This window comes from Pseudoflavonifractor phocaeensis (assembly GCF_016901735.1).
Lineage (GTDB): Bacteria > Bacillota > Clostridia > Oscillospirales > Oscillospiraceae > Pseudoflavonifractor_A.
The window spans coordinates 1-22,205 of sequence record NZ_JACLZC010000052.1; the positions used below are offsets into that span (position 1 = coordinate 1).

Annotated in this window: 25 protein-coding genes and 1 pseudogene; 7 read left to right on the plus strand and 19 right to left on the minus strand. The window is 58.6% G+C overall.

The annotated features are described in order from the left end of the window. The first annotated feature begins 282 nt into the window (after nucleotides 1-282). Entirely contained in the window at nucleotides 283-852 is a 570-nt protein-coding gene (locus H7U37_RS11030) for a sugar O-acetyltransferase (protein WP_204875664.1), read from the plus strand. Nucleotides 853-899: 47 nt separating this feature from the next. On the opposite strand, the gene rnhA is transcribed toward H7U37_RS11030, so the two are convergent. From rnhA to dnaA, 12 genes are all read right to left on the minus strand, one after another. Beyond that, nucleotides 900-1,337, minus strand: coding sequence for a ribonuclease HI (gene rnhA / locus H7U37_RS11035; RefSeq protein ID WP_204875673.1), 438 nt, complete (start codon nucleotides 1,335-1,337; stop codon nucleotides 900-902). Between the two features lie 46 nt (nucleotides 1,338-1,383). Next, nucleotides 1,384-1,794, minus strand: coding sequence for an SHOCT domain-containing protein (locus H7U37_RS11040; RefSeq protein ID WP_204875675.1), 411 nt, complete (start codon nucleotides 1,792-1,794; stop codon nucleotides 1,384-1,386). A gap of 1 nt (nucleotide 1,795) precedes the next feature. After that, nucleotides 1,796-2,179, minus strand: a complete 384-nt coding sequence (locus H7U37_RS11045; RefSeq protein WP_204875677.1) for an SHOCT domain-containing protein — start codon at nucleotides 2,177-2,179, stop codon at nucleotides 1,796-1,798. A 3-nt stretch (nucleotides 2,180-2,182) separates the two neighbouring features. Beyond that, entirely contained in the window at nucleotides 2,183-4,699 is a 2,517-nt protein-coding gene (gyrA, locus tag H7U37_RS11050; protein ID WP_204875679.1) for a DNA gyrase subunit A, read from the minus strand. Between the two features lie 151 nt (nucleotides 4,700-4,850). Next, entirely contained in the window at nucleotides 4,851-6,794 is a 1,944-nt protein-coding gene (gene gyrB / locus H7U37_RS11055; protein WP_204875681.1) for a DNA topoisomerase (ATP-hydrolyzing) subunit B, read from the minus strand. 37 nt (nucleotides 6,795-6,831) lie between these two features. Continuing rightward, nucleotides 6,832-7,218: a PH domain-containing protein gene (locus H7U37_RS11060; protein WP_204875683.1), complete on the minus strand. Its 387-nt coding sequence runs from the start codon at nucleotides 7,216-7,218 to the stop codon at nucleotides 6,832-6,834. 13 nt (nucleotides 7,219-7,231) lie between these two features. Continuing rightward, nucleotides 7,232-7,489, minus strand: coding sequence for an extracellular matrix regulator RemB (gene remB / locus H7U37_RS11065; protein ID WP_204875685.1), 258 nt, complete (start codon nucleotides 7,487-7,489; stop codon nucleotides 7,232-7,234). Nucleotides 7,490-7,492: 3 nt separating this feature from the next. Continuing rightward, on the minus strand, nucleotides 7,493-7,825 hold the full coding sequence (locus H7U37_RS11070; RefSeq protein WP_204875687.1) for a hypothetical protein: 333 nt from the start codon (nucleotides 7,823-7,825) through the stop codon (nucleotides 7,493-7,495). 13 nt (nucleotides 7,826-7,838) lie between these two features. Then, nucleotides 7,839-8,948 carry a DNA replication/repair protein RecF gene (gene recF, locus H7U37_RS11075; RefSeq protein ID WP_204875689.1) on the minus strand — a complete coding sequence of 370 codons (1,110 nt, stop codon included), beginning with the start codon at nucleotides 8,946-8,948 and terminating at the stop codon, nucleotides 7,839-7,841. Continuing rightward, nucleotides 8,945-9,157 (minus strand): RNA-binding S4 domain-containing protein, encoded by a 213-nt coding sequence (locus H7U37_RS11080; RefSeq protein WP_204875691.1) that lies wholly within the window; start codon nucleotides 9,155-9,157, stop codon nucleotides 8,945-8,947. The genes recF and H7U37_RS11080 overlap by 4 nt, the downstream gene beginning before the upstream one ends. Before the next feature lie 7 nt (nucleotides 9,158-9,164). Then, nucleotides 9,165-10,277, minus strand: a complete 1,113-nt coding sequence (gene dnaN / locus H7U37_RS11085; protein WP_204875692.1) for a DNA polymerase III subunit beta — start codon at nucleotides 10,275-10,277, stop codon at nucleotides 9,165-9,167. Nucleotides 10,278-10,568: 291 nt separating this feature from the next. After that, nucleotides 10,569-11,897: a chromosomal replication initiator protein DnaA gene (gene dnaA / locus H7U37_RS11090; protein WP_204875693.1), complete on the minus strand. Its 1,329-nt coding sequence runs from the start codon at nucleotides 11,895-11,897 to the stop codon at nucleotides 10,569-10,571. 371 nt (nucleotides 11,898-12,268) lie between these two features. Between dnaA and rpmH the strand changes: the two genes are divergently transcribed. The 6 genes from rpmH (at nucleotide 12,269) to H7U37_RS11120 (ending at nucleotide 15,662) form a co-directional block, all read left to right on the plus strand. Further along, a complete protein-coding gene (rpmH, locus tag H7U37_RS11095) occupies nucleotides 12,269-12,403 on the plus strand; it encodes a 50S ribosomal protein L34 (RefSeq protein ID WP_204875694.1) in 135 nt (44 codons plus the stop codon). 135 nt (nucleotides 12,404-12,538) lie between these two features. Beyond that, the gene (rnpA, locus tag H7U37_RS11100; protein WP_204875695.1) at nucleotides 12,539-12,886 is read left to right on the plus strand and encodes a ribonuclease P protein component; all 348 of its coding nucleotides are present in this window, start codon (nucleotides 12,539-12,541) and stop codon (nucleotides 12,884-12,886) included. Next, nucleotides 12,883-13,101 (plus strand): membrane protein insertion efficiency factor YidD, encoded by a 219-nt coding sequence (gene yidD, locus H7U37_RS11105; protein WP_204875696.1) that lies wholly within the window; start codon nucleotides 12,883-12,885, stop codon nucleotides 13,099-13,101. The genes rnpA and yidD overlap by 4 nt, the downstream gene beginning before the upstream one ends. Before the next feature lie 54 nt (nucleotides 13,102-13,155). Beyond that, on the plus strand, nucleotides 13,156-14,421 hold the full coding sequence (locus H7U37_RS11110) for a YidC/Oxa1 family membrane protein insertase (RefSeq protein WP_204875697.1): 1,266 nt from the start codon (nucleotides 13,156-13,158) through the stop codon (nucleotides 14,419-14,421). A gap of 6 nt (nucleotides 14,422-14,427) precedes the next feature. Continuing rightward, nucleotides 14,428-15,222, plus strand: coding sequence for an RNA-binding cell elongation regulator Jag/EloR (gene jag / locus H7U37_RS11115; RefSeq protein ID WP_204875698.1), 795 nt, complete (start codon nucleotides 14,428-14,430; stop codon nucleotides 15,220-15,222). Nucleotides 15,223-15,377: 155 nt separating this feature from the next. Beyond that, nucleotides 15,378-15,662 (plus strand): hypothetical protein, encoded by a 285-nt coding sequence (locus tag H7U37_RS11120; protein WP_204875700.1) that lies wholly within the window; start codon nucleotides 15,378-15,380, stop codon nucleotides 15,660-15,662. A 221-nt stretch (nucleotides 15,663-15,883) separates the two neighbouring features. On the opposite strand, the pseudogene H7U37_RS11125 reads toward H7U37_RS11120, so the two are convergent. The 7 genes and pseudogenes from H7U37_RS11125 to H7U37_RS11155 form a co-directional block, all read right to left on the minus strand. Then, nucleotides 15,884-16,063, minus strand: a pseudogene (locus H7U37_RS11125) (sporulation transcriptional regulator SpoIIID); the annotation flags it as partial. Continuing rightward, nucleotides 16,050-17,585 carry a recombinase family protein gene (locus tag H7U37_RS11130; protein WP_204875702.1) on the minus strand — a complete coding sequence of 512 codons (1,536 nt, stop codon included), beginning with the start codon at nucleotides 17,583-17,585 and terminating at the stop codon, nucleotides 16,050-16,052. The pseudogene H7U37_RS11125 and the gene H7U37_RS11130, both read right to left, overlap by 14 nt. 94 nt (nucleotides 17,586-17,679) lie before the next feature. After that, the gene (locus H7U37_RS11135; protein ID WP_204875703.1) at nucleotides 17,680-17,850 is read right to left on the minus strand and encodes a hypothetical protein; all 171 of its coding nucleotides are present in this window, start codon (nucleotides 17,848-17,850) and stop codon (nucleotides 17,680-17,682) included. 346 nt (nucleotides 17,851-18,196) lie between these two features. Further along, nucleotides 18,197-19,525 (minus strand): virulence-associated E family protein, encoded by a 1,329-nt coding sequence (locus H7U37_RS11140; protein WP_420875802.1) that lies wholly within the window; start codon nucleotides 19,523-19,525, stop codon nucleotides 18,197-18,199. A gap of 112 nt (nucleotides 19,526-19,637) precedes the next feature. Then, nucleotides 19,638-20,867, minus strand: coding sequence for a plasmid recombination protein (locus tag H7U37_RS11145; RefSeq protein ID WP_204875707.1), 1,230 nt, complete (start codon nucleotides 20,865-20,867; stop codon nucleotides 19,638-19,640). Nucleotides 20,868-21,289: 422 nt separating this feature from the next. Beyond that, nucleotides 21,290-21,595 (minus strand): molecular chaperone, encoded by a 306-nt coding sequence (locus tag H7U37_RS11150; RefSeq protein ID WP_122788755.1) that lies wholly within the window; start codon nucleotides 21,593-21,595, stop codon nucleotides 21,290-21,292. Beyond that, on the minus strand, nucleotides 21,579-21,872 hold the full coding sequence (locus H7U37_RS11155) for a hypothetical protein (RefSeq protein ID WP_204875709.1): 294 nt from the start codon (nucleotides 21,870-21,872) through the stop codon (nucleotides 21,579-21,581). Before H7U37_RS11155 ends, H7U37_RS11150 begins: the two co-directional genes overlap by 17 nt. Between the last annotated feature and the right edge of the window lie 333 nt (nucleotides 21,873-22,205).

The window sequence follows — 22,205 nt, forward strand, 5'->3', positions numbered from 1 at the left end:
CCCCAGACCCAAGCCGGACAAGGCCGCGCCCCCCGCCGCCAAGCCCCAGGAGGCCGGACCGGCGGCGTCTGCCCCCGCCGAGGGCGAGAAGGGCGACAAAAAGCCCCGCCGCCGCCGCTACCGCCCCAGAGGAAAGGGCGACGGCAAACCCACCGCCGAGGGCTGAAATTCGCCTCACACCGTCCCGTCCCCAAAAATTTGGACGGGGCGGTTTTTGTTTCCCCTTGACGGAACTCCCATCCTGTGATAAATTGAGACAAATTGGAAAAAGGAGCGAACCCCATGACCGAATTGGAGAAAATGCGCAGCGGGCAGTTCTATTACGCCGAGGACCCGATGCTGCGGGAAAGCCGCAACCGGTGCAAGCGCCTTTGCCGGGAGGCCAACCTGCTCCCCCCCGAGCAGAACGCCGAGCGCAACCAGATGTTCCGTCAGCTCTTCGGCGCGGCGGGAGACAACCTGTACATTGAGCCCTCCTTCTGGTGTGACTACGGCTTCCTCATCACCGTGGGAGATAATTTTTACATCAACCACAACTGCGTCATCCTGGACTCGGCCCCCGTCACCTTCGGCGACAATGTCTTTATCGCCCCCAACTGCGGCTTTTATACCGCCACCCATCCCGTGGACGCCCTCCAGCGCCGGGAGGCCAAGGAATACGCCCTCCCCATCACGGTGGGCAGCGACGTTTGGATCGGCGGCGGCGTGACGGTGCTCCCCGGCGTGACCATCGGCAGCAACTGCGTCATCGGCGCGGGCAGCGTGGTGGTCCACGATATCCCCGACAACTCCGTGGCGGTGGGCAATCCCTGCAAGGTCATCAAGACCCTGGACCCCATCACCACCCACTGACCCTGTATACAGCGCAAAAGAGCGGATGATAGTCATCCGCTCTTTTTTCATCGAAATTTTTTGCTTTCCGCCACCGCCAGCTCATCGCAGCGGTTGTTATAGGGGTTGTCGGCGTGGCCCTTCACCCAGTGGAGATGGACGGTGTGATAGTCGCACAGAGCCAGCAGCGTCTCCCAGAGATCGGGATTGAGGGCGGGCTTTTTGTCCGATTTGATCCAGCCTCTGGCCTTCCAGCCCCTGGCCCAGCCCTTTTGCAGGGCGTCAATCACATATTTGGAGTCGGAATAGAGCTCCACGACGCAGGGCTCCTTCAGGGCCTGAAGGGCGGTGATGACCCCGGTCAGCTCCATCCGGTTGTTGGTGGTGTGTCCTTCCCCGCCGGAGAGCTCCTTTTTATGGGGGCCATATTGGAGGATGGCCCCCCAGCCTCCCGGTCCCGGGTTTCCCGAGCAGGCCCCGTCGGTGTAGATGGTGACAGTTTTCATGGATTCGGTTCCTTTATTCTGGCGTATTCTTCTGGGGGAAAAGCAATCAGAGCTGGCCCAAAATCTCCTGTTTCTTGGCCTGGTACTCTTCTTCGGTGATGAGCTTCTGCTCATAGAGGGATTGAAGGCGCTTTAACCGCTCCTCCAGGGAGGCGTCCTCCTCCGGCGCTTCTTCCTCCACGGGGGCGGGCTGCCAATGGGCCGCCTTGTAAAAGTACAGCGCCGCCGCGGCCACCGACGCCACCAGCCACACCGCCGTGAGCAAGATCCCCAGCGCGCCGTAGCCCACCGCGTTGGGGGCCACCAGGAACAAGCCGATGAGGAAAAACACACAGGCAAAAATGCCGTTTATGGCCAGCTGCTCCCGGCTGGGGCTCAAATCCTTTTTCTTCTCCAAATTGCCCCAGTAAAGGAGGGGCACCCCCTTTTCGGCGGGCTTTTTCTCTTTCTGTGCCATATCAAAGGTCCCTCAAAATATCCTGCCGCTTCTGCTCATACTCCTGCGGGGTGATGAGCCCGCTCTCCCGCAGGCCCTCCAGCTCCTCCAGGCGGTCCTTCACGGAGGCGGACGCCGGGCTGTCCTCCCCCACGCCGTCCTCTTCCTCAATGTGGATCTCAGGGCCGATATACGTTTTGCCGAATGCGTGGTAGAAATTGGTTCCCGCTATGATCGCGGCAAAAATCGTCCAGATCACGCCAAAAATCAGGCCAAAGCCCCCTGCTTGTAAGGAAGTGGGGATGACGACAAGGAGGCCGATGAGCACGAACAGGCAGCCCATCACACCGCCCAGCACCGAGCCTGCCCTGTTGGGCCGGTAGGTCACACGCTTTCTCCTGGCCATGGCTTACGCCTCCTCTGTGCCCTCGTCCGGCTGGACCGGCGCTTCCTCTTCCTCCTCGTGGTCGGTGCGGGCGATGGAGATGACCTTCACCCCTTCGGCCAGGTTCATCAGCTTGACGCCCTGGGCGGCCCGGCCGTAGGTGGAGATGCCGGACACCGCCATGCGGATGATGACGCCGGCGTCGTTGATGATGAGCAGATCGTCCTCGTCGCTGACCACCTTTACCCCGGCGATGGGGCCGGTCCGCTCGGTGACGTTATAGCCCTTCAGGCCGTAGCCGCCCCGGTTCTGGGGGCCGTCGGCCCGGATATACTCGTCCATATCGGTCCGCTTGCCATAGCCGTTTTCGGTGACCATGAGCACCTGGTGATTGCGCTTGGCCCGGGCGGCGCCCACCACGTAGTCGCCCTCCCGCAGCTTGATGCCCCGTACGCCGTAGGCGTCCCGGCCCATGCAGCGCACGTCGGTCTCCAAAAAGCAGATGGACATACCGCTGCGGGCCACGATAAGGATGGCCCGGTCGCCGTCGGTCTCCCGGACGCAGATGAGCTCGTCGTCCTCCTCCAGGGTGATGCACCGGATGCCCGCCTTGCGGGTGGTGTAGATGGAGGAGAGCTGGATGCGCTTCACCGTTCCCTTGCGGGTGACCATCACCAGATACCGGTCCTCGGGGAATTCCCGCAGGTGGATCATGGCGGTGACCTTTTCGCCGGGCTCCAGGGGGAGCACATTGACGATGTTGGTTCCCTTGGCGGTCCGGCCGGCCTCGGGGATCTGATAGCCCTTTTTGCGGTGGACCCGGCCCATGCTGGTGAAGAAGAGGATATAGTCGTGGGTGGAGGCGGTAAACACCGTCTCCACATAGTCCTCTTCCTTGAGGCTCTGGGCGGTGATGCCCCGTCCGCCCCGGCGCTGGGCCTTGTAGGTGGAGGCGGGAAGGCGCTTGATATACCCGGCGGCGGTGAGGGTAAAGACGCACTCCTCCTCCTCGATCAGGTCCTCAATGTCGATCTCATCCTCCACGTCCTGGATCTCGGTCTTGCGCTCGTCGCCGTACTTGTCCCGGATGGCGGTGAGCTCCTCCTTCAATACCTGGCGGATCATCTCCTCGGAGGCCAGAAGGCGCTGATAGTAGTCGATGCGGGCTTCCAGCTCTTTATATTCGTTCTCCAGCTTCTCCCGGTCCAGGCCCTGGAGGGCTTTGAGGCGCATATCCAAAATGGCCTGGGTCTGCACCTCGTCCAGCCCGAAGCGCTCCATCAACTTCTCCTTGGCATCGTCGTACCGGGAGCGAATGATGCGGATGACCTCGTCGATGTTGTCCTGGGCGATGAGGAGGCCCTCCAGCAGATGGGCCCGCTCCTGGGCCTTTTTCAGGTCGTACTTGGTGCGCCGGACGATAATTTCCTCCTGATAGGAAATGTACTCGTCCAGGATCTGCCGCAGGGAGAGAATCTTGGGCTGGGTCTGGTCGTTGACCAGGGCCAGCATGTTGATGGCGAAGGTGGTCTGGAGCTGGGTCTGGGCAAAGAGACGGTTGAGCACCACCTGGGGGTTGGCGTCCCGCTTGAGCTCGATGACCACCCGCATACCGTTGCGGTCCGACTCGTCCCGGATGTCGGAGATGCCCTCCAGGCGCTTGTCCTCCACCTGGTCGGCCATGTTCTTAATGAGCATCCGCTTGTTGACCTGGTAGGGGATCTCGGTGACCACAATGCGCATCCGGTCCTTGCCGAACTCCTCAAACTCGGTGCGGGCCCGGACGCACAGCCGGCCCCGTCCGGTGGCGTAGGCGGCCCGGATGCCGGACCGGCCCATGATGATGCCCTTGGTGGGGAAATCGGGGCCGCTGATGTGCTCCATCAGGTCGGAGAGGGTGGCTTCGGGGTGATCCAGCACGCAGATGGCGGCGTTGATGACCTCGGTCAGGTTGTGGGGCGGAATGTTGGTGGCCATACCCACGGCAATGCCCGCCGAGCCGTTGACCAGCAGGTTGGGAAAGCGGCTGGGCAGCACCCGGGGCTCCTTGCGGCTCTCGTCAAAGTTGGGGTCCCAGTCCACGGTCTCCTTGTCAATGTCGCGGAGCATTTCGTCGGCGATTTTGGCCATACGTGCCTCGGTATAACGGTAGGCGGCGGGGGGATCGCCGTCCACCGAACCGAAGTTGCCGTGGCCGTCCACCAGGGGATAGCGCATGGAGAAATCCTGGGCCAGACGGACCAGGGCGTCGTAGACCGACGCGTCGCCGTGGGGGTGGTATTTGCCCAGCACGTCGCCCACGCAGGTGGCGGACTTTTTGAAGGGCTTGTCGGCGGTGAGCCCGCTCTCATACATGGAGTAGAGGATGCGCCGGTGGACCGGCTTGAGGCCGTCCCGCACGTCGGGCAGGGCGCGGCTCTTGATGACCGACATGGCATACTCGATATAGGATTTCTCCATCTCGCTCACCAGGGGCGAGGTGACGATGTGCTGATCCGGATACCGGATCTCCTCCGGATCGTACTGTGGCTTTTTACTCATGAATCTGCCTCACTTTGCTATGTTGAGAGTGAGGAGTGAAGAGTTGAGCGTGAAGATACGGTGTCCGGCTGCGCCGGACGAATCTAACATCATTCGCCGAAGGCGAATACCATATCTTCACACTTCACTCTCCTATCTCCACTCTAAAAAATCAGTAGTCCAGGTTGACCGCGTATTTGGCGTTGCGCTCGATAAACTCCTTGCGGGGCTCCACCTTCTCGCCCATGAGGACGGTGAAGGTCTGATCGGCCCGGACGGCGTCGTCCAGCTCGATGCGCTTGAGGGTGCGGCGCTCCGGGTCCATGGTTGTCTCCCACAGCTCGTGGGGGTTCATCTCGCCCAGGCCCTTGAAGCGGGAGATGTCCACCTTGGCGTTGGGGTTGTCTCCCCGCAGCTCGGCGGCGATGCGCTCCCGCTCGGCGTCGTCGTAGGCCACCCGCACCGTCTTGCCCCGGGTGAGCTTGAAGAGGGGGGGTACGGCGGCGTAAACGTAGCCGTGCTCGATGAGGGGCCGCATAAAGCGGAAGAAGAAGGTCAAAAGCAGGGTGCGGATGTGGGCGCCGTCCACGTCGGCATCGGCCATGATGATGACCTTGTGGTAACGGAGCTTGGAAAGGTCGAACTCGTCGCCGATGCCCGCCCCCAGGGCGGTGATGACAGGGGTGAGCTTATCGTTGCCGTAGACCTTGTCGGCCCGGGCCTTTTCCACGTTTAACATTTTGCCCCACAGGGGGAGGATGGCCTGGAAGCGGGAGTCCCGGCCTTGGGTGGCCGAGCCGCCGGCGGAATCGCCCTCGACGATATAGAGCTCGGTGAGCTCGGGGTTGACCTCGTTGCAGTCCCGGAGCTTATCGGGCATGGCGGCGCCGCCCAGCGCCGTCTTTCTGCGGATAGACTCCCGGGCCTTGCGGGCCGCCTCTCTGGCCCGGTTGGCCATTAACGCCTTTTCCAAAATGGCTTTGCCCACCGCCGGGTTTTCCTCCAGATACTCGGTGAGCTTTTCGGTCATAATATTGTTGACCAGAGTGCGCATCTCGCTGTTGCCCAGCTTGGCCTTGGTCTGGCCCTCGAACTGAGCCTCGGTGAGCTTGACCGAGATGACGCAGGCGATGCCCTCCCGGCAGTCCTCGCCGGAGACCTTTTCGTCCTCCTTCAGGAGCTTCATTTTCTTTCCGTAGTTATTGAGCACCGTGGTCAGCGCCCGCTTGAAGCCCTCTTCGTGCATACCGCCCTCGGGGGTGTGGACGTTGTTGGCGAAGGAGACGATGGTCTCGTTATAGCCGTCGTTATACTGGAAGGCGATCTCCGCCATGGAGTCCTCCCGCTGGCCCGCCATGTAGATGACGTCGGGGTGGATGGGGTCCTTGGAGCGGTTGATAAAGGAGACGAACTCCCGGATGCCGCCGGCGTAGTGCATGGTGTCCTCCTGCTCCTTGCCGGCCCGCCGGTCCACCGTGCGGATGCGCACCCCGGCGTTAAGGAAGGCCTCCTCCCGCATCCGGGTATGGAGGGTCTCATAGTCGTAGACGGTGTCCTCGAACATGTCGGGGTCCGGCTTGAAGGAGACGGTGGTGCCGTGGCGTTCGGTCTCCCCCACCACCGTCATGGGCTGGGTGACATTGCCCCGAGAAAACTTCATCTCATAGATTTTGCCGTCCTTGTGGACCTGGACGGTGAGCCACTCGGACAGGGCGTTGACCACGCTGGCGCCCACGCCGTGGAGGCCGCCGGAGACCTTATAGCCGCCGCCGCCGAACTTGCCGCCGGCGTGGAGGATGGTAAAGACTACCTCCAGGGCGGGCTTGCCGGTCTGGGGCTGGATGTCCACCGGGATGCCGCGTCCGTTGTCGGTGACTGTGATGATATCTCCCTCTCCGATGGTGACGGAAATATCGTCACAATAGCCGGCAAGGGCTTCGTCGATGGAGTTGTCCACGATCTCGTAGACCAGATGGTGGAGGCCGGAGGAGGAGGTGGACCCGATATACATACCGGGCCGCTTGCGCACCGCCTCCAGCCCCTCCAGCACCTGGATCTCCGAGCCGGTATACTCATGCTCCACCTGGGTGGATTGCAATTCCAGTTCTTCTGCCATAGATTTGATAACCTCCGCTTTTTCTCAGCGCAATGCTTTATTCCATGTCGTCGTCATACTCATCCTGGTCGCCGTCGTCCACCAGCTCGGTGGTGCGCATCCGGCGCTCCTCCTTCACCCGCTCCACCTCGCGGAAAATGGCCTCCTTGACCTCTCTGGGGTTTTTGATGTTGATAAGGTCCAGATGGGGGGTGGTCTTGTCGGAGGAGTGGACGCATACCGTGCCCACCCCAAAGATCCGCTGACCCAGGCTGCGCCGTACCTCCAGGTCCCGCACCCGGTAGAGGAGGACCTCCTCCTCCTTCAGGTTCAGCAGGCCCGTCTCCCGAAAGAGCCGGTCCTCGGTGAGGGTGTACTTGGTAAAGGTGATGGGCAGACCCAGGATGCGCTTCCTGTCCTGCCAGATGCCATTGATGCCTTTCATTCGGGTAAACCTCCTATGGAACTCCCTCTGACGCCCGCCGGGCCAAGGTGGCCGGCGAAAGCTGGGAGAGATAAATCACGCTCTTTCCTGCCCGGCGGCAGAGCACGAAGGAACGGGGCAGTTCCTCCGAGATGTTGACCACCCGTCCCTCCCGCTGGGCCTGGGCCAGAAAAGCCCGGGTGCGGTGGGACCAGGTGGTGTTGTCCAGATCAAAAATGCCCACCACTTCCCGCAGGGGCACCACCACCGACTGACCCAAATGGAGATACATACGCTACTCCTTTTTGACGGCCTTTCGGCTGTCCGCCCAGGCCCGGAGCCGGCCCGCCAGGGTGTCCGCCGCCCACAGCAAGAGCCCGTATACCACCCAATAGAGGCAAATGCCCCACACGGGGAACCATTGGCTCTCCAGTCCCAGCCCCCATACGCTCCACACCAGGCCGATCACGCCAAATCCGGCGGGAATCCAGCGGGCCGCTTTTCCCCCCCGGGAGAAAAAGCGAATCAACGCCTGGACCAGCGGTCCCAGCCAGAGTGGGATGGCAAAAACAGCGATCATGGCCGCCAGCGTCCCCACGGCCATGAGACCGATCAGCAGATGAAACATCGCTCCGCCTCCTTTATTCCGGTTCCAGCCTGCCCGCCCGGATGTGAAAGGTACGGGCCCGCTGGAGCTGGTCGATGAGCTCCTCTTCACAGCAGGTAATGAACACCTGGCCGCCGTCGATGCGTTCCAGCACAAAGGCCCGGCGGCGGCTGTCCAGCTCGGACAATACGTCGTCCAGCAGCAGCACCGGCCACTCCCCCATGTCCTGCTGGTGGAGCTCCCGCTCGGCCAGCTTCAGGGAGAGGGCCGCCGTGCGGGTCTGGCCCTGGGAGGCGAACTGCTTGGCGCTTCTGCCGTCGATGTCCACCACCAGGTCGTCTTTGTGGGGGCCGGAGAGGCACTGCCGCGCCTCCAGCTCGGCCCGGCGGTGGCTGGCCATGTGGTCCAGCAGCTGGGGGTACAGGGCGGCGCTGGGCGCCTGGGGATCGGTGACGGTCTTTACCGTCTGGTAGGAGAGGTCCATCCGCTCCCGGCCGCCGGAAAAGTCGGCGTGAATGGCGCCGGCCCGCTGGGTCAGAGCCCGGATGAACCGGGCCCGGTGGTGGATGAGGATGGCGCCGCAGCGGGCCATCCGGTCGCTGAAATCGTCCAGCAGCTCCAGGAGGGAGGGTTTTTCCTCCCAGTCCCGCAAAATACGGGTCTTATGCTCGTAAAGCCGGTGGTATTCGGCCAGGGCGGCGGCGTACCGGGGCCGCAGCTGGCACAGGGAGACGTCCAAAAACCGCCGTCTCTCCCCGCTGCCCGCCCGGATGAGGGAGAGATCCTCCGGGCAGAAGAGGACGGTCCGCAAAATGCCGGACAGCTCCCCCGCCGTTTTGAGGGGCACCCCGTTGGCGGTCAGCTTTCTTCTCCGTCCCCGGAACAGAAGGGCCTCCACCCGAAACTCCCGCCCCCGGCTCTCCAGCCGGGAGCGTACCGCGCCGTGGTCGGCGTCAAAGGAGAGGAGCTCCTTGTCTCCCCGGGTGCGGTGGGACCGGGCCCCGGACAGATAACCCACCGCTTCCAGCAGATTGGTCTTGCCCTGGGCGTTTTCCCCATGAATCACGTTGACGCCCGGATCAAAGTCCACCCGCAGGGCCTGGTAATTGCGAAAGTGCTCCAGTTCCAGATCGTGGACCGTCATTGTACCTTCAGGTGATACTTGCCCACCAATACCTCGTCGCCCGGCCGGAGTTTTTTGCCTCTCATGGTGCAAATTTCGCCGTTGACCTGGACCAGGCTGTCCTGGATGATGTTCTTGGCCTCGCCACCGGTGGACACCGCCCCGGCAAATTTCAAAAACGCCTCGAGTTTAATAAACTCGGTGCTGATTTTTACTTCCTTCACTTCCATGGTATAATTATTCACCCGCTTTCAGCCGCACCGGCAGGACCATATACAGAAAGTTTTCATCTCCCTCGGCGGGCAAAATCACGCAGGGGGACACGCTGGTGGTCAGTTCCAGCCGGACCCGGTCGGCGGGGGCGGCTTTCAGGGCGTCCATCAGATAGCGGTTGTTGAAGCCGATCTCCAGACCGTTGCCGGTGCCCTCGATGGGGCATTGGTCGGCGGCGTCGCCGATGGCGGTTTTGGTGCGGATTTTCAACACATTATCGTCAAAAATGCAGTGAAGGGGGCTTTTCAGCTTCTCATTGATCATCAAAGATACCCGGTCGATGGAGGCCAGGAGGCTGCGGGTGTCGGCGGTGACGTGGATGGAGTTGTTGCGGGGGATGGCCTGGCGGTAGGCCAAAAACTCCCCTTCCAGCCTGCGGGACACCAAAATGGTGCTGCCCACCTTGAACATGACGTGTTTCGCGCCCTGGGTCACGGCGGCGGGCTCCTCCACCGGGCCGCAGATTTTCTCCACCTCGGAGAGGGCGGCGCCGGGGACTACGAAGGAAAAGCTTTCGCTTCCTTCTTTTCCCAGTACGGCCTCCCGCCGGAGCGCCAGCCGGAAGCCGTCCACCGCCACCATAGTGAGCCCTCCGGCGTTGACTTCAAAGAGAGCCCCGGTGTGGATGGGCCGGCTTTCGTTGTCGCTGACTGCGAAAATGGTTTGCGAAATCATGGATTTCAGCTTATTTTGCTGAATCGTAAGGGAATTTTGGTACTCGACGGTGGGCAGCTCGGGGAATTCCTCCGGGTCGGTGCCCAGGATGTTAAATTCGCTCATGCCGCATTTGATGTTGACCATATAGTTGGTGGCGGAAAAAATAACCAGGTCGTCGGGGAGTTTGCGGACGATTTCGCCGAAGAGCCGGGCGCTGAGGACCAGGGAGCCGCCGCTTTCAATGTCGGCGGGGACGGAGGTGCGGATACCGGTTTCCAGATTATAACCGGTGAGTTTCAGATTCTGGTCCGCTTCCAATAAAATTCCTTCCAGCGCCGGAATGGAGCTCTTTGGAGACACGGCGCGGGAGGTTGTGCTGATGGCTGCCTGAAGAAGTGCTTTTTCGCAGGAGAATTTCATATATGGTAGACCTCCGTTTCATACTGTGGGCTGCGGGGAGAGAGAGGAGAGGATAAAATTTAGTCGTAATAGCCGTAGGGGAAAATTATGTGGAAAAGTGGACAAGTTCTTACTGCCGCAAGGTTTTTCGCGTCCACAGGGGTTGTGGACAAAATCGGGGCTTTTTTGCGCTTTCCTGAAAATTCCAGACAGCTTCCACCGGTCGGTTTCCACATTTCCACAAAAGCCCGTGGATTTCCACATTTTCCGTGTCCGCTGTCGGCGGACAGTGCGTTGGGGGCGGACGGCGGGTCAGTTGTCGTAATGGGCGTTGATGTTGGCGTTGATATCCTTGATGATCTCGGCGATTTCCGGGTTGGTTTTCATAAGCTTTTCCACCCGGTCGATGGAGTGCATTACGGTGGTGTGGTCCCGGCCCTCAAATTCCTTGCCGATCTCCTTCAAAGAGAGGTTGGTCATCCGCCGAATCTGGTACATGGCGATCTGCCGGGCCAGGGCGGTGTCCTTGGTGCGGCCCTGGCCCCGGATGGCGTCGGTGTCCAGGTTATAAAATTTGGCCACTTCCTCGATGATGACATCGGGAGAGGGCAAAAATTCCGCCTTGTCCTTGCACATATCCCGTACCGTACGGATGACCGTGTCCACATCCACGCTCTCCCCCATCAGCTCCTGAAAGGCCAGAATTTTGTTGACGGTGCCCTCAATCTGGCGGACGTTGGAGGTGATGTTGTCGGCAATGTACTGGAGGACCGGTTCGGGCAGGTTGATGCCCCGGCGGATGGCCTTGTTTTTGATGATGGCCACCCGGGTCTCGTAGTCGGGGGGCTGGATGTCCACCGGCAGGCCCCATTCAAAGCGGGTGCGCAGCCGGTCGTCCAGGCGGAGCATTTCCTTCGGGGGGCGGTCGGCGGTGAATACGATCTGCCGGCCGGCTTCGTAGAGGGTGTTGAAGGTGTGGAACATCTCCTCCTGAGAGGATTCCCGGCCGGCGATGAACTGGACGTCGTCCATCAAAAAGACGTCGGCGGAGCGGTATTTGTTGCGGAATTCCGGGTTTCTGCCCTCCCGGATGGCCTGAATCAGGTCGTTGGTGAAGGCGTCGCCCTTGATGTACACCACCCGGAATTCGGGGTGGGTCCGGTGGATGGTGTGGGCGATGGCGTAGAGGAGATGGGTTTTGCCCAGGCCCGACTCCCCGTAGATAAAGAGGGGGTTATAGCTGTGGGCCGGCTTTTCGGCCACCGCCCGGGCGGCGGCGTAGGCCATTTTATTGGAGGAGCCCACCACGAAGCGCTCAAAGGTATAGTCCTCGGTGCCGGGCAGGAAATTATCGTCGGCGGGGGGCTGGTTGGCGGCGGTAAAGCGCTCCAGCTCCCCTTCTCCCAGGACCAAAACGTCCAGATCGGCGGAAAAGAGCTCGTGGAGGGCCTTTTGGATGGCGGGCAGGTAACGGGAGAGGATGATATCCCGCTTGAAATTGGACGGGGTGTAGAGGACAAACTGCTTGGCGTCCAGGGAGACCGCCTTGGCGTCGTCGAACCAGGTGTTGATGGTGGTGGCGGTCATATCCGCCTCCATCAGCTTGAGGACCATCGCCCATACGTCGGCCGGTGAATTCATAAGAGAGACCACCCCTTGCGAAGTAAGCGTCCTGCCGGCGCAGGGCACACTCCGAGATATAATGAGACAGTATATTATACCAAAAAATCAGCTCTGGTGCAACGACGGTGGAGAAATTAAAAGGATTTACCGCCTTCCGGTCCGGTCTTTCCACCGGATTTCCATGAAATGTGGAAAAAAGAAAAATTTTTGGCGCAAAAGCGGTAAAAATATGGTTGACAGCTCCTTTTCTTATGGGCTATAATACAGGTTGCCCCATGGTCTCATGGGGTGTAAAGCAGTTTTCCTTTTTTTGACGACCGCGGCCATTTGGCCGTTGTGGTGGACGGGCGCGAGCCTGTCGCATTCTGTGTACAGGAGGTGTACCGAAAATGGTTCGTACCTATCAGCCCAAGAAGCGTCAGCGCTCCAAAGTGCACGGCTTCCGCAAGCGTATGGCTACCGCCAACGGCCGCAAGGTTCTGGCGCGCCGTCGTGCCAAAGGCCGCGCCCGTCTGACCCACTGAGCGCGGGTCATGCCGTGTCTGTCACGGAGTGAAGTCGGGATCGCGTCATAAGCAGAAACAAGAGGGGCGGGGGAGCGTAATCCCACCGCCCCTGCGTAGCATATGGGGAAAAGTCAGGCCGGAGGCGGATTTTTTGTGAAGAACACCTGTGCAATCAAGCAAAATCATATCTTCCGCCGGCTGTACAGCAAGGGCAAGTCGGCGGTGAGTCCCTGCGTGGCGGTTTACTGCCGCAAAAACGGGCGGAACCAGAACCGGCTGGGCATTACGGTGGGCGCCAAGGTGGGCAAAGCCGTGGTGCGCAACCGGGTCCGCCGCCGTATCCGGGAGGCCTACCGCATCCATGAGGACCGGCTGGTCTTGGGCTACGACATCGTGGTGGTGGCCCGGACGCGCTGCGCCTTCTGCCGTTACGGCGAGGTGGAGCGCCATCTGCTCCGCTGCCTGGACCGGCTGCACCTGCGGACCAAGGACGCGCCATGAAACAGCTGCTGCTGGCCCTGCTCCGCTTTTACCGCCGGGAGATCTCCCCCCTCCATCCCCCCTGCTGCCGCTTCATCCCCACCTGCTCGGCCTACGCCCTGGAGGCGGTGGAGAAATACGGCGCCTGCAAGGGGGGCTGGCTGGCGCTGCGCCGTTTGCTGCGCTGCCACCCCTTTCATAAGCAAAAAAGCATCGAATATGACCCCGTCCCGTAACCGCTCCTGCGCCGCGGCCTCCCAGGCTACAACACTCACTTTGGAGGCAGTCTTATGAAAATTCTTCTCACCCCCTTTATCTGGGTGCTGAACTTCTTCTACAGCCTGACGGGCAGCTACGGTCTGGCCCTGATCCTCTTCGCCCTGGTGGTCAAGATCATTTTGTACCCCTTTCAGCTCAAGGGCAAGAAGAGCATGATCCAGATGAATATGCTCAACGGCCAGATGCAGAAGCTGCAAAAGCAGTACGCCAAAAACCAGCAGAAATACCAGGAAGAGGTCCAGAAGCTCTATGAGCGGGAGGGCGTCAACCCCATGAGCGGCTGCTTGTGGTCCTTTGTCCCCATTCTGATCCTCATTCCCCTTTACGCCATCATCCGTGAGCCTCTGGTTTACCTGATGAATGTGAGCGCCGACCAGCTGGCCGGCATTGCCGAGGTGGTCAACTGGTCCAGCCAGGCCGTGGCCAACGGCTGGATCAAGGAAGCGGCTGACTTTGCCAACACCGGCTACAATCAGCTCTATCTGGCCTCCCTTATCACCCCTGAAAACCTGGCCGCCGTGCAGGCCGCCGTGGGCGAGGCCGGCAGCCAGATCTTTTCCATCAACTTCAATTTTCTGGGCCTCATTGACCTGTCCCAGATTCCCCAGCTCCAGTTCTGGACCGTGGCGGGCGGCTTTTGGCTGTTCCTCCTGCCTGTGATCTCCGCCGTCAGCGGTCTGGTCATGTCCTTCATCTCCATGCGCACCAACGCCGTTAACCGGCAGTCCGCCGACGCGGCCAACAACGCCAGCATGAAGTCCATGATGATCGTCACGCCCCTCATTTCCCTGTGGATCGGCTTCTCCATGCCCGCCGCCCTGTGTCTTTACTGGGTGGCCCAGAACCTGCTGAGCATGGTTACCGAGTTTATCAGCGGTAAGGTGCTCAAGAAAGACTATGAAGAGGCCGCCCGCAAGCAGGCCGAGCGGGAAGAGCGGGAAAAGGAAGAGGAAAAGGAGCGCCGCCGTCAGGCCGCCGAGGAGCGGGCCCGCCGGATGGAAGAGGCCAAGAACGCCAAGGGCAAAAAGAAAAAGGAGCTCTTGGAGGAGCTCAACGAGAAGGAGAAGGGCGACGCCGCCGTGATCGCGGTGAGCGGCGTGGGAATGCGGGCCTATGCCCGGGGCCGTGCCTACGACCCCAACCGCTTCTCCCCCGACGGCCCCACCCCCTACACCGACCCCGATGTGGCCGCCCGTGCGGCCGCTGCCGAGGCCCAGGTAGAGGAGAAAAAGGGCGGTCTTTTCTCCCGCAAGAAAAAAGACGACGGCAAGGAGTGAGCACCGATGCTGAAATGGATTGAAAGTACCGGCAAGACCGAGGACGCAGCCATCCAGGCCGCGCTGGAGCAGCTGGGCCTGGACCGGGACGAGGTCATGGTGGAGTTGCTGGAGCGGGCGAAGAGCGGCTTTCTGGGTATCGGCAGCTGTCCGGCCAAGGTAAGAGTCACCTACGAAGCCCCCGACGAACCGGAGGTCCCCGCCGCGCCGGTCCAGCCCGCGCCCGCGGAGCCGGAGCAGGCGGCGCCCGTCCAGGAGCCCACCGCGGTCCAGGAGAGCGCCCCGGTCCGGGAGACCGTGGCCGTCGAGGAGACCGCCCCGGCCCAGGACGACGAGGTGGCCCAGCGGATCGAGCGCTTCCTCACCGGGCTGCTGGCCCATATGGGCGCCCAGGCAAAGCCCGTCATCACCGTGGACGAGCGGGGCAGCTACGCTGTGGAGCTGGTGGGCGACCGGCTGGGGGCCCTCATCGGCCGCCGGGGCGAGACCCTGGACGCCATCCAGCAGCTGACGGTCTACTCGGTCAACCGCAACCTGAGCCACCGGGTGCGTATCCATGTGGACGCCGAGGGCTACCGGGCCAAGCGGGAGGAGTCCCTGGTCCGTCTGGCCCGCAAGGTGGCGGGCAAGGTGGTGCGTTACCGCCGGAACGTCACCCTGGAGCCCATGAACGCCTATGAGCGCCATGTGATCCACACCGCCCTTCAGGACTACCCCGACGTGACCACCTACTCGGTGGGCACCGAGCCCAACCGCCGTACCGTGGTGGCGTACAGCCGGGAGCAGGTCCAGAAGCGCTGATCCCCTTTTTCCACCGCAGATTCCGCGGCTGGTCCCATTGTCAGGACTGGCCGCGGTATTTTTTTGCCCACCGCCTCTTGCAAAACTGGAACATACGCTCTATAATAATTTTAGAACACAAGTTCCAAATCCTTTGGGAAAGGAGCGCATGGGCAATGGAAATGCGGTTTGTCAGTGTGGAGGCGCGTCGTCAGTCCGGGGAGGATCGGGTGGTATGCGTTTGCCCGGCCCGCCGGGGCGGCGGAAAGGTGCTGGACCTGGAGGATTACCGGCGGCGGTATGGTCTGGCAGAAGAGGAGCCGTATGAGGAACTGCCCGAGGGGACGGCAGAACGGCCCATGAGCTGGCGGGAGCGGGTGGCCTGGCTGGCGGAGCTCACGGCCACGGTGTCGGTGGCGCTGATGGCCGGCGGCGTGCTGGCGCTGTTCTGGCTGGGATAGGAAGAGTGCGCCCGGGACCAGTGGAAACCCCGGACTGACATAAGCCAGTCCGGGGTTTTGTCCAGCGTTCTTTGCCGGCATTGTTTTGCGAAAAGTTAGCAGTTGAGCGTTTTATGGAAGCTTTCTTTGGCGGCACTGTTTTGCGAAAAGTTGGCAGTTGAGCGTTTTATGGAAGCTTTCTTTGGCGGCATTGTTTTGCGAAAAGTTGGCAGTTGAGCGTTTTATGGAAGCTTTCTTTGCCTACTTTCTTTCTCGAAAGAAAGTAGGTATTTTTGGCGAGTAGCAATGCCGCCGCGAATGTGGCGTTCCGCCTTGTTCTCGTCCAATACCGCCTTTACCTGTACGTAGAGGGGGCGATTGAACCCGGGCAGCCGTTCACTGATGTCTTTATGTTTCGTCGTGACGAATTAGAACGGTTTCGTCCAGGCCCAAATCACCGAACAGGCGCAGATAAATGTCTACATTCCCGTCCTTGTCCACCTCGATTTTCTGGATGATCCGCTTGAGCTGGGCGTTGGTCATCTGCCGCACATCGGTGATGTCCTCAATTTCTTTGAAAGTTTGTTGCAGGACGCCTTCCAGCTGCTCACCTTTTGTCAGATGGTAAGACACCATTTTCAGCTCGTTTTCCAGCCGCTCGATCTCTTTCCGCATCCCGCCGATCTTATCATTGAGTTCCTCGCGGGAGATTAAATCGTCGGCGTACATATCCATATATTTTTGCCGTATCTTTTGCAGTCTGGCAAGCTGGGCGGTCAGTTCCTTTTCATAGTTTAGGTTTTCATCCTTTGCCTTGTAGACCCGCTGGAATTCCCCCACTACATAGCGGATGACATTTTTCTTTGCTTTCAGCAACCCGGCGAAATATTCCTGCAAAACATCAATGAGTTCATCCTCGTCTACCGTCACGGCGTTGGGACAGCTATCTGCCCCTTTGCCATTGTGGCCGGAGCAGACCCAACGGACATAGGTGTTTTTGTAAGTGCGGACGGTCCGCCGGAAGGACCAGCCGCACTCCTTGCACTTGATGAGGGTGGAAAACAGATATTTGTTGCTTTGCCGTTCCTTGTCCACCTTGAACGCTTTGCCGCGGGACTGCATGATCTGCTGGGCCCGCTCAAAGGTTTCCGGGTCAATGATCCGCAGGTCTGGCCGCTCCACCACCATCCATTCCGAAGCGTCCTTGTCCGCCCGTTGGCCGGTTAAAAAGTCGGTCACTTCCTGCTTGCCGTTGATGATTTTCCCGGTATAGAGTTCGTTGGTCAGGATGCGGCAGACACCGTTCTGGCTCCATTGGCAGTTCCGCTTTGTCCGCAGGCCGCGCTCATTGAGGAAGATAGAGATTTTTGCCGCCCCATAGCCGTCCTTAATATACCACTCATAAATCTGGCGGACAACTGCCGCTTCCTCCTCGTTGATTGCGAGGTTGAAGTAATCCCCGATGGTCTTATCATACCCGTAGACGATGTTGGGGACTCTTCCCTTCTCAGCGTTCATTTTCTTGCCGAATTTCACCCGCTTGGAGGTATTGGCACTCTCCTCCTGGGCCAGGGCCCCGAAGATCGTCAGCACAAATTCGCTGTTGCCCATACTGGTCATGTTGGCGGTCAAAAACTGGGTTTCGATTCCCAACGCTTTCAGCTTGCGGACATTTTGCAAAAGGTCAACGGTATTTCTGGCAAAACGGGAGATGTCCTTGACCACCACCATGTCAAACAGGCCGTGCTCTGCATCCGCCATCATCCGCAGGAACTCCTTGCGGTTCTTGATTTTGGTACCGGAAATGCCCTCGTCAGCATACAGGCGCACAAGGTTATCTCCGGTACGCTGTGTATATTCCGCAAAAAAGGCTTTCTGTACCTCCAGACTATTAAGCTGATCTTCCTTGTCGGTGGACACCCGGCAGTAAGCGGCGATGTTCATGGCAGACCTCCCGGTTATATCTGTATCGTTCTATTACATCTTTATTATATCACAGAAAGTGTAAATGTAAACAGGGAAAAGCACCCTGTGTGCTTCACACAAGGTGCTTTCGCTGTTCTTCCTCAATCTGTCTATCGGCGCTTTGCTGGATGGCCTGTTCCACTTTTGATGTGTTAGCTTCGATCAATACCTTCAGCAGGTAATTGGCGGCTGTTTCCGCTGTGTTGGGATTATGGAAGCGGTAATTTAGCTTTCGCTTTTTCATGATGAAACGCCGCCTCCTCTCTGCCTGTTTTCTTTTCCATCTCTATGAGAAGTTCTGCCAAAATATCCCTGCTAAATATTCCGTACCTCCGCAAATCAGAAAGGCCAGGCAAAGGGAGCCAGCAACGAAGTCTGGCAACGGACTCCGAAAAACTTGCAACCAATCGTCTGACCATCGTTTCTTACTTTTCAAATTTTCTTGTAAAATCTCGTTGCTTTCGTTGTCAGATAACAAATGCCCGCCGAAAGCCTCGTTTTACGGGTATTTACCGTGTTCACACCCCCCATTTTTATGACAACAAAGTCAGCAACCAACCGACAACCAACCGGGCAACAAGCCCTGTAAATCAGGCAATCCACTCCTTTGGCAGTTCCAGCTGATGGACTTCTTCCTCACTAAGCTCCACAAATCCACTTTCGTTGCCGGGCAGTTCGTTGCCGGAAATCTCCCTTTCCCAGCCACGCTGCCGCCCATATCCAGCAAACATCCGGGGGTTAGAAAAAGGCTTCCAGCCGGTCACCACCGTGTTCATGATCTCGTTGATATTGTGCAGCTGCCAACGCTTCGGCTCCTCAAAGGCGTGTCCCAACGCTTCCTTGAATAGCTGCTTGGAGCAAACCACATTGCCGGTGTAGTGTTCCAGGAAGCCCTGAATTTGCCCGGCTTCGGTATCCTCCGGCATGAAGTCCTTCTGGACTTCCACCAACTGCTTTTGAATCTCCTTTGAAAATTTCATGGAATACTCGCCGCTGCGGTAAATGGTCATAGCCTCCGCCCACACCTGCAACAGATATTCCCTGGAAACAGCTTCATCCTCCAGAATGTGAACCTCCGCTTTCTCCGGGTAAATCATCACTGGTAGGAACCGCCGGTTTCCGGCTCGATCAAGGGGTAAGAAGTCCAGCGTGTTGGAGGAACCGCCGAACACACACTGCCGCAGACGGTCTTTGGGCTGGGATTCATAGGGTGTGCGATAGGTTTCCTTTTGGCGGCTGATAAAGGAGCGGATCTCCTCGATACTCTTGGCGTTGCTGGTGGCCAGCATCTCTGACATCTCGATGATCCAGTGGCCTTGCAGCTTGGCAAACACCTTGTCGTCATCCAGCTTTTTTAGGTCGTCGGAGAACCACTCATCCTGTATCGCCAGGAATCGAAAGAAGGTGGACTTTCCGGCTCCCTGACCGCCCACCAGACAGAGCAGCTCCTCATACTTGGAGCCTGGATGAAATACCCGACGGATGGCTCCCAGCAGGAAGTGCTTGAGCATTTCTTCCACATAGTCGCTCTCGTCTGCTCCCAGAAAATGATGCAGGCAAGAGCGTATCCGGGGCTTGTCGTCCCACAACAGACTGTTCAGCACATCCTGAATGGGGTGATAACAGTTTTCGTTTGCCACGATGGAGAGCGACGCTATCAGCTTCTTTTCACTGGTCAAACCATAGTTCTGCTCAAAGTAAAGGAGCAGATATTTGACATCGGTATCAGTCAAGGCGCTGGTGCTTCTGCGCCAGCCCAAATCCCGCACAATGTCCACACGGTCGGTCAGCAGATTTAGTCGGATAGCCCCCCGCAAAAGCGGATCTTGGCAAAACACCGTGCGGCAATTTCCAATGGTGTTAGCTGGTTGTCCTTTTTCCGTCGTGGAAAGGCTTTCCCGCACTTCATCAACGGTCAATTTCTCACTTTCGGCCTGCTGGGTTGCAGGCACTAAACTCTGCGATTCGCTGTTCAATGCTTCTCACCTCCTCAAGAGAAAAGCATCTGATTTCTTCGCAAAATCAGATGCCTTAAAGCTCCATATCCTGTTTTCGCTGCTGTTGCTTTTTCCGGTTTGCTTCCCGCTGTGCGCTGTCCTGTTTGGATTTATTCAGAAAAGCAAGAATGGATTCTTTTGCCTTTTCCTGAATCTGCTGTTTGCCAGCCTGCTTGACCTCCGGCTGCATCAGCTTCTTCTGGATTTTTGTCAGCGCAGACTGCATGGCATTTTTGATTTTGGAGATTACTCCATCCAGCCGGGCAGCGGCATACTCACGCTCTTTTTGCGGCGCTTTCCGTTCCGGCGAGAGAACCCAGTTTTTCGTTTCTTCCACCAACCGGAGATCCTCCTTGTGGGTCTCCTGCCGAGCGGTATCAGTCACAACCTCCACCGCCTTGTCATAGGCAATATCCGAAACTTCCTCCACCAGTGTTTCCACATCCTCGATTTTCAGGGTCAGCTCCTCCAGCTTTTGTTCCTGAGCCGCCAGCTGCTCCTTTTGCTTCATCAGAATGTAGTCCTGCTTTTCCAGATACGCCCGCCCGCCATAGGACGGCTCCTGCTCCAGATGAACCCCATGTTTGAGGCTGATGTCAAAGAGCATCGTCCGGCATACTGCATCAAAAGTCTGTTTTCGGTTGTTGTGTTTGCCCTTGGGTTTACTCGGATCAGGCAATTCAAAGCCCAGTTCCTCCAGCGCCTTTTCCTGCTGGGGGCACAACTCCCCATACCGGTTTTTGCAGTCAAACACATGGCGCTCATGGATGTGGGGCGTACCCTCATCCAGATGCAGCGCCCAGTCCAGAATGTGGATATGGGAACCAAAGCGCCGTTCAAACTCCTCGTAAAATTCGCTGACAATGAGTGCCAGAGTACCCGGTGGAACGGATTCTTCCATGGTGCCAATCTGGTAAATACTTTCCTCTGGGCAGGTCTTGTTGTTTTTCAAAAGATCTTCCACCGTGCGGTTGCGCTCGGTGTGTCGTGTTTTCTCGTTCCGGGCATTCTGGGCATCCACATGGTCGGAATAATGCTCGTAGTAATACATCCGCTCAATTTCTTCAAAGCTGAAATCCGGCTGTTCCGGGTTCTCCCGAAGTTCGGGGGTAGTGAAGCCACGGTAGCAGTCCCAGTACACATTTTTCTTGGCTCGCTGGGCATCAATGTGTTCGCTGTTTTCCATATCAAGCCGACGGTCATTGTGCCGGGGATTATAGGTGCCATGCTTGCCGGAGCGTCCGTTGTGCCGTGTCAGTTTCAATTTTCATCCCTCCATTCTCCGTTGATTTTTCCCGAAGGGGAGCAGCGGCGAAGCCGCTAAACCTGCGGATTTCTGCGTCAGGTAATACCCAGTATGAGTTGACGCAAGGCATCAACTCTCCCTGGGCAAGGCGTTTCACCCTTGACCCGATGGGGCGGCTGCCCTCAACCCGCCAATGGGCTTTGCCCCTTGACCCCAACAGGGCGCTGCGCCCCTGTACCCAGCACAAAGGGCTTGCCGCCCTCTGTACTCCTGCCCGGAGAAGCTGACTTCCAACACTTGTACGGTTTCTGTCAGCTCCTCCGGCTCTGAATGCTCCTTTTGTCGCATTTCCCGGCAGGGTGATGCAGGGGTATCCCGTTACCAATTCACCGCAAAATACCGGGTGCAGACCCGCTATTTTCCTGTAAATTGACCCGGTTTCAGGCGCTCTTCTTGTCCGTCCGCAAGACCTGAAATCCGTGCTGTTTGGCGTATTCTCTGGCAGCCGCCAACCTCTCCTCACTGTACGGCGGTACCAGACGGATGGACAGGCGGGACTTGTCCATCACATAGGTCACACTGCCCTCAGTGGTGCTGCGCTCCAACCGGCACAGCTGGGGATACTTGCGGCTGAACTCGGCCAGCCTGCGCTTCAGATCGGCGTTGAAGGTGTAGATACTGGCGGTGTCCTCCGCCTCGTTCCAGTTGATGATGGTTTCTTTCTCATACTTAGACAGCTTCGTCATACAGATCCTCCTCATAGTCGGTGTTTTCCTTTGCCAAACGCAGGCGGCGCTTGGCACGGTAATACTCGTCCATCTCCGTACGGAGCTGATGATAAAAGCCGGTGTACCAGCTTTCTGCCATCTCCGTTTCCATCTTCCGGGCCAGCTCCAGCATCCGATGTTTGGCCTGAGGGTCAACGGTTAAGGCGGTCAGCCATTTCAACCGTGTCACCGTGTTGTGGTGGTTGGGACAGGCAAAGTCGTACAGTACTTTCTTTTCCCGGATACTCAACTTCATAAAAATCAACCTCCTAAAAGTTTATTTTCCATGTGTTAGTTGCCGGTTTGCCTGCAATCGCTCCTGCCCGGATTTTCCCCGGCGTATTGTCCTTCTTGATGCGCTCCTGTCATGGCGTCACTTCCCCAAAGGTCATACCCCTTGCAGCCGGTCATTCAGTTTTCAACGCCTCATGAAATGCCATCACAGCTGAGAATGAAAATATAGTCTGTGCGTTAACCGAAGGATTTGCTAAACTGGAACCAGCAGGCGTAGTCCGGTTGCACCTTGGTGGATTTTCACCCCGTTTGTTCAACGTGGACGAATTGCCCAAGAGAACAGCAGTATGTTGCG

Bases quoted from the DNA above. Each gene is read 5' to 3' on its own strand.
- gyrA (WP_204875679.1), bottom strand. From the start codon at position 4,699: ATGAGTAAAAAGCCACAGTACGATCCGGAGGAGATCCGGTATCCGGAT.
- H7U37_RS11150 (WP_122788755.1), bottom strand. From the start codon at position 21,595: ATGACGAAGCTGTCTAAGTATGAGAAAGAAACCATCATCAACTGGAAC.
- remB (WP_204875685.1), bottom strand. From the start codon at position 7,489: ATGTATCTCCATTTGGGTCAGTCGGTGGTGGTGCCCCTGCGGGAAGTG.
- H7U37_RS11110 (WP_204875697.1), top strand. From the start codon at position 13,156: ATGAAAATTCTTCTCACCCCCTTTATCTGGGTGCTGAACTTCTTCTAC.
- H7U37_RS11040 (WP_204875675.1), bottom strand. From the start codon at position 1,794: ATGGCACAGAAAGAGAAAAAGCCCGCCGAAAAGGGGGTGCCCCTCCTT.
- recF (WP_204875689.1), bottom strand. From the start codon at position 8,948: ATGACGGTCCACGATCTGGAACTGGAGCACTTTCGCAATTACCAGGCC.
- jag (WP_204875698.1), top strand. From the start codon at position 14,428: ATGCTGAAATGGATTGAAAGTACCGGCAAGACCGAGGACGCAGCCATC.
- rnhA (WP_204875673.1), bottom strand. From the start codon at position 1,337: ATGAAAACTGTCACCATCTACACCGACGGGGCCTGCTCGGGAAACCCG.
- yidD (WP_204875696.1), top strand. From the start codon at position 12,883: ATGAAACAGCTGCTGCTGGCCCTGCTCCGCTTTTACCGCCGGGAGATC.
- gyrB (WP_204875681.1), bottom strand. From the start codon at position 6,794: ATGGCAGAAGAACTGGAATTGCAATCCACCCAGGTGGAGCATGAGTAT.
- H7U37_RS11135 (WP_204875703.1), bottom strand. From the start codon at position 17,850: ATGAAAAAGCGAAAGCTAAATTACCGCTTCCATAATCCCAACACAGCG.
- H7U37_RS11080 (WP_204875691.1), bottom strand. From the start codon at position 9,157: ATGGAAGTGAAGGAAGTAAAAATCAGCACCGAGTTTATTAAACTCGAG.
- H7U37_RS11045 (WP_204875677.1), bottom strand. From the start codon at position 2,179: ATGGCCAGGAGAAAGCGTGTGACCTACCGGCCCAACAGGGCAGGCTCG.
- rpmH (WP_204875694.1), top strand. From the start codon at position 12,269: ATGGTTCGTACCTATCAGCCCAAGAAGCGTCAGCGCTCCAAAGTGCAC.
- H7U37_RS11130 (WP_204875702.1), bottom strand. From the start codon at position 17,585: ATGAACATCGCCGCTTACTGCCGGGTGTCCACCGACAAGGAAGATCAG.
- H7U37_RS11155 (WP_204875709.1), bottom strand. From the start codon at position 21,872: ATGAAGTTGAGTATCCGGGAAAAGAAAGTACTGTACGACTTTGCCTGT.
- H7U37_RS11060 (WP_204875683.1), bottom strand. From the start codon at position 7,218: ATGAAAGGCATCAATGGCATCTGGCAGGACAGGAAGCGCATCCTGGGT.
- dnaN (WP_204875692.1), bottom strand. From the start codon at position 10,277: ATGAAATTCTCCTGCGAAAAAGCACTTCTTCAGGCAGCCATCAGCACA.
- H7U37_RS11120 (WP_204875700.1), top strand. From the start codon at position 15,378: ATGGAAATGCGGTTTGTCAGTGTGGAGGCGCGTCGTCAGTCCGGGGAG.
- dnaA (WP_204875693.1), bottom strand. From the start codon at position 11,897: ATGAATTCACCGGCCGACGTATGGGCGATGGTCCTCAAGCTGATGGAG.
- H7U37_RS11070 (WP_204875687.1), bottom strand. From the start codon at position 7,825: ATGTTTCATCTGCTGATCGGTCTCATGGCCGTGGGGACGCTGGCGGCC.
- H7U37_RS11030 (WP_204875664.1), top strand. From the start codon at position 283: ATGACCGAATTGGAGAAAATGCGCAGCGGGCAGTTCTATTACGCCGAG.